General features: G+C 61.0%; 4 protein-coding genes and 1 pseudogene. All 5 read left to right on the top strand.

Going from position 1 to position 4,838, the window contains the following annotated elements; all coding sequences use genetic code 11:
• Positions 1-14: 14 nt before the first annotated feature.
• Positions 15-788 (top strand): annotated as a pseudogene (locus tag AXF19_RS12740) (histidine--tRNA ligase); the annotation flags it as partial.
• Between the two features lies 1 nt (position 789).
• On the top strand, positions 790-2,598 hold the full coding sequence (gene aspS / locus AXF19_RS12735) for an aspartate--tRNA ligase (protein ID WP_066849682.1): 1,809 nt from the start codon (positions 790-792) through the stop codon (positions 2,596-2,598).
• Between the two features lie 77 nt (positions 2,599-2,675).
• On the top strand, positions 2,676-3,401 hold the full coding sequence (locus AXF19_RS12730) for a WecB/TagA/CpsF family glycosyltransferase (RefSeq protein ID WP_066849679.1): 726 nt from the start codon (positions 2,676-2,678) through the stop codon (positions 3,399-3,401).
• A gap of 86 nt (positions 3,402-3,487) precedes the next feature.
• The gene (locus AXF19_RS12725; protein ID WP_066849677.1) at positions 3,488-4,120 is read left to right on the top strand and encodes a phosphatidylserine decarboxylase family protein; all 633 of its coding nucleotides are present in this window, start codon (positions 3,488-3,490) and stop codon (positions 4,118-4,120) included.
• Entirely contained in the window at positions 4,117-4,830 is a 714-nt protein-coding gene (gene pssA, locus AXF19_RS12720) for a CDP-diacylglycerol--serine O-phosphatidyltransferase (protein WP_066849675.1), read from the top strand. Before AXF19_RS12725 ends, pssA begins: the two co-directional genes overlap by 4 nt.
• Positions 4,831-4,838 lie beyond the last annotated feature (8 nt).

Below are 4,838 nucleotides of genomic sequence, written 5' to 3'. Positions count from 1 at the left end.
GTGTATAAGAGACAGCCGTCGGCTGTCCGACTTGCCGCCCCGTCTATCGGGAGCGTCTGCAGGAATACTTCAAGGAGCATCTGCATACGCTCTGCGGCGACTGTCAGGATCGCTATACGAGGAGTCCGCTCCGCATTCTCGACTGCAAGGTTGACGCGCATCAGCCCTTTATGGCGGGCGCACCCGCGATTACGGACTGCCTGTGTGAGGAATGCGCAGAGCATTTTGCGGCAGTGCAGAATCATCTGCGGGTCGCCGGCGTATCCTATGAACTCGATTCGCGTCTCGTGCGCGGACTCGACTACTACACGCGGACGGCATTCGAGATTGCCTACCCGCCGCTCGGTGCGCAGAGTGCCGTTGCGGGCGGCGGGCGCTACGACGGACTCGTGGAGGAGCTGGGCGGCAATCCGACCCCTGCGGTCGGGTTTGCGGCGGGACTGGAGCGCGTTCTCCTCGCGCTCGAACAGCAGAATCTTCTGCCCGAGCGTCCCCCTGCGGCGGATGTATTCATCATTGCGCTTGGCGATGCGGCGGCGCAGGCGGCGTTTCCGCTGCTGCATGAGCTGCGGCGTGGCGGCGTGCGTGTCCTCATGGACTATGCGGGGCGCAGCATGAAGGCGCAGATGAAGCAGGCAAACAAATCCGGTGCGCGTTATGCTGTCATCCTCGGAGAGGACGAACTCGCGCAGCATACGGCGGTTGTGCGCGATATGGCACAGAGCACGCAGGAGAGCTATTCTCTTGACGATATGGTAAAACAATTGATTTCTGAGGTGAAGGGCTGAGATGGAAACGATGCAGGGACTAAAACGGACTCATGACTGCGGCACGCTCCGCAAGGAGCAGGTCGGCGGGGAGGTAACGCTGTGCGGCTGGGTGTCGCGCCGCCGCGACCACGGCGGGCTGATCTTTGTCGATATGCGCGACCGCTCCGGATTTGTGCAGATCGTCTTTGACGAGGCGGCGATGGCGGCGGGTACGTTCCACGAGGCGGAGTCGCTGCGCTCGGAGTTCGTCATCTGTGTGCGTGGTACGGTGCGCGCCCGCAGCGCGGAGACGGTGAACCCGAACATGGAGACGGGTGAGATTGAGGTCGTTGTCAATGAGCTGCGGATTCTGAACAAGGCGAAGACACCGCCGTTCTACATTCAGGACGGCATCGACGTGGATGAGATGATCCGTCTGCGCTATCGCTATCTCGACCTGCGCCGTCCCGAGATGCAGGCGAATATCATGCTGCGTCATCGTGTGACGAAGATCATGCGCGATTTCTTTGATCGGAACGGCTTCCTTGAGATCGAGACCCCGATGCTCTGCAAGAGCACGCCCGAGGGCGCGCGCGACTTCCTCGTGCCGAGCCGCCTCAATGCGGGCGAGTTCTACGCATTGCCGCAGTCGCCGCAGATCTTCAAGCAGCTCCTCATGGTTTCGGGCTTCGAGAAGTATTTCCAGATTGTACGCTGCTTCCGCGACGAGGATCTGCGTGCCGACCGTCAGCCCGAGTTCACGCAGCTCGATATCGAGATGTCCTTCATGGATCAGGACTCGATCCTGACACTCATGGAGGAAATGGTGAAGGAGCTCTTCGAGAAGAGCATCGGTGCGAAGATCGAGACGCCGTTCCGCCGCATGGGCTGGGATGAGGCGATGGAGCGCTTCGGCTCGGACAAGCCCGATCTGCGCTTTGGCATGGAGCTGCAGGACATCACGGACTATGTCGGCGGATCGGAGTTCAAGGTCTTCAACGCCGTCATGGAGGCGGGCGGACGCGTCAAGGTCATCAACGTCGAGGGCTACGCGAACATTCCGCGCCGCGAGCTGGACGGGCTTGTTTCCTATGTGCAGAACTACGGGGCAAAGGGGCTTGCGTGGATTCAGTACACGGAGGAGGGCGTGAAGTCGCCCTTCAAGAAATTCTATTCGGATGAGACATTCGAGACGATCAAGAACGCCGTCGGGGCAAAGACGGGCGATCTCCTGCTCGTTGTCGCCGATCAGCCCGCCGTCGTGGCACAGGCGCTCGGTGAACTGCGTCTCGAGATGGGACGCCGCCGTAATCTCATCGACCCCGATGCGCTCTCCTTCCTCTGGGTCGTGGACTTCCCGATGTTCGAGTACAGCGCGGAGGAGAAGCGCTACAAGGCGATGCACCATCCGTTCACCGCGCCGCGCGATGAGGACATCCCGCTCCTCACGAGCGACCCCGGCCGCGTCAAGGCGAACGCCTACGATATGGTGCTGAACGGTGTCGAGATCGGCGGCGGCAGCCTGCGTATCTATCGCAGCGATCTGCAGGAGCAGGTCTTTGAGACGCTCGGCTTTGCGCCGGAGGAGGCGCGCGAGCGCTTCGGCTTCATGATGAATGCATTCGAGTACGGCACGCCGCCGCACGGCGGGCTCGCGTTCGGTCTGGATCGCCTCGTCATGATTATGGCGAAGCGCCGCTCGATTCGCGATGTCATCCCGTTCCCGAAGACGCAGAGCGCATCGGATGTCATGTGTGAGGCACCGTCGCCCGTGGACGAGAAGCAGCTGCGCGAGCTCTATATCCGCACGGCTGTGCCGAAGAAAAAGACGGACGGCGCGGCGCAGTAAGTATGAAAAACAGGAGGGCGTCTTGACGGGCGCTCTCTTTTCGCGATATGCATCGTGATGTGGGAGGGGAGTGCTCCTTGAGCGAACGGGTCAATATACTGGGCGTACATGTGGATGCCGTCACGATGGAGGAGGCGGTCGCCGCTGTCCGCTCCTACATGGATGAGCGCGCGGGCGTGATGATCGCGACGGCGAATGCGGAGATGATTATGCGCGCGACGAAGGACAGGGAGCTGTGCGATGTCCTCAACGCAGCGGCACTTGTCGTGCCGGATGGCGCGGGGACGGTCTGGGCGGCGCGTCATCTCGGACATGCGATGCCCGAGCGCGTGGCGGGCTATGACCTCGCGCAGGAGCTGCTGCGCCGTGCGCCCGCAGAGAAGCGGCGCGTGTATTTCTTCGGCTCTGCGCCGGGGGTTGCGGAGAAGGCGAAGGCGAAGGCGGAGCGTCTCTACCCCGGCATCGAGGTCGTCGGTGTGCACGACGGCTTCTTCAAGCCCGATGAGAATGCGGCGATCATCGCCGAGATCAGGGCGGCGCAGCCCGATCTCCTGCTCGTCGCGCTCGGCGTGCCGAAGCAGGAGAAGTGGATCGCCACGCATCTCGCGGAGCTGGGCGTGCCCGTCGCCATCGGCGTCGGCGGAACGCTCGACGTGATGGCGGGCGTGATGAAGCGCGCGCCGCGCTGGATGCAGAAGGCAAAGCTCGAATGGCTTTTCCGTGGAATGCTGCAGCCGAAGCGTGCGGGGCGTCTGCTCGCCCTGCCGAAATTCGTGCTGAAGGTATACGCCTCGCGAAAATAAAAGCCGTATCTGTGGACAAAGAATAGGCTTTCCATTATAATTGGGGAAGTGTAAACCCATAACGTTTGAAAAGGAGGCGGGTGCGCATGGTCATTGTAAGCGAGGGCTATAAATTTATCGGCGCGGCGCTTATACTGGCTCTGATTCTTGGCATTTTTGCACATCCGTACGCGGCAGTCCCGTTTGTCGTGCTCGCGTGCTACTTTGCATATTTCTTCCGCAGTCCCGCGCGCGAAATCGTGCAGGATGCGAATCACATCCTCTCGCCGGCGGACGGCACGGTGACGGAGATCACGCCCGTTGGCGTGGATGACTTCGTGGGCGAGCCGTGCAATAAGATCGTCATCTTCATGTCGGTGTTCAACGTGCACGTCAACCGCAGTCCCGTGAGCGGCGAGATAAAGCTGCAAAGATACTACTGCGGCAGATTTCAGCCCGCCTACAAGGATGAGGTGGGCTTTGAGAACGAACACCATCTCATCGGCATCGACCGTGGGGATCTGCGCATTACGGTGAAGCAGATTGCGGGCATCCTCGCGCGCCGTATCGTCTCGTGGGTGACGCTCGATGATCAGCTGCGGCAGGGGGACATCTACGGCATGATCCGCTTCGGCTCGTGCCTTGAGATCGTCATGCCCGAGCGCGCGGAGATTCTTGTGACAAAGGGCGAAAAGGTTCAGGGCGGCAAGACCGTTCTGGGGAGGCTCGAAAGCGAATGAATTACAGACGGTTTCTGCCGAATCTCTGTACGGCGATGAATCTTGTCTTCGGTATGTGTTCCATCCTCGCAACGATCGAGGGACATCTCGACTGGGGCGCGCTCTTCATCTTCTGCGCGCTCATCGCGGACGGCTTGGACGGGCGCATTGCGCGCGCGTTCGGTGTGGCCGGTGAGTTCGGCAAGGAGATGGACTCCCTCTGTGACCTCGGCTCGTTCGGCGTTGCGCCCGCAGTGCTCGCATGGACGCTCGCCCTGCACACCTACGGATTCGTGGGCATCGCAGTGACCATCTTCTTTGCCATCTGCGGCATGTGGCGTCTCACGCGTTTCAACGTGAATGCGAGCGTCGTGCACGGCTACTTCATGGGGCTTGCGATTCCGGCGGGCGGCAATCTCGTCGCCATGTCGACATGGCTATTCCTCGAGCTTGGGGTCGATCCGACCTCGTTCGGTCTTGTCTATCCCGCAGCCGTCGCCGTCACGGCATATCTGATGGTCAGTCACGTCCACTATCCCGACTTCAAGGGGGGCGGGGAGAAGATTTATCTGGTGTCGAAGCTCTTCGCTCTCGCCGTATTCGCGGGGATTCTGTACGTTGGCAGCGCGGCGATCCTGCCCGCAGTCTTTGCGGGGATCTTTGCGACCTACGCGCTCTTCGGGATTGTCAATCATACGATTGCCGTTATGGCGCGTGCAAAGGAAGGCTGAGCCTGCAT

Source organism: Selenomonas sp. oral taxon 126 (assembly GCF_001683335.1).
Taxonomy (GTDB): domain Bacteria; phylum Bacillota; class Negativicutes; order Selenomonadales; family Selenomonadaceae; genus Centipeda.
The sequence above is the reverse complement of the archived record's forward strand: the minus strand, read 5'-3'. Positions and strand labels throughout refer to the sequence as shown.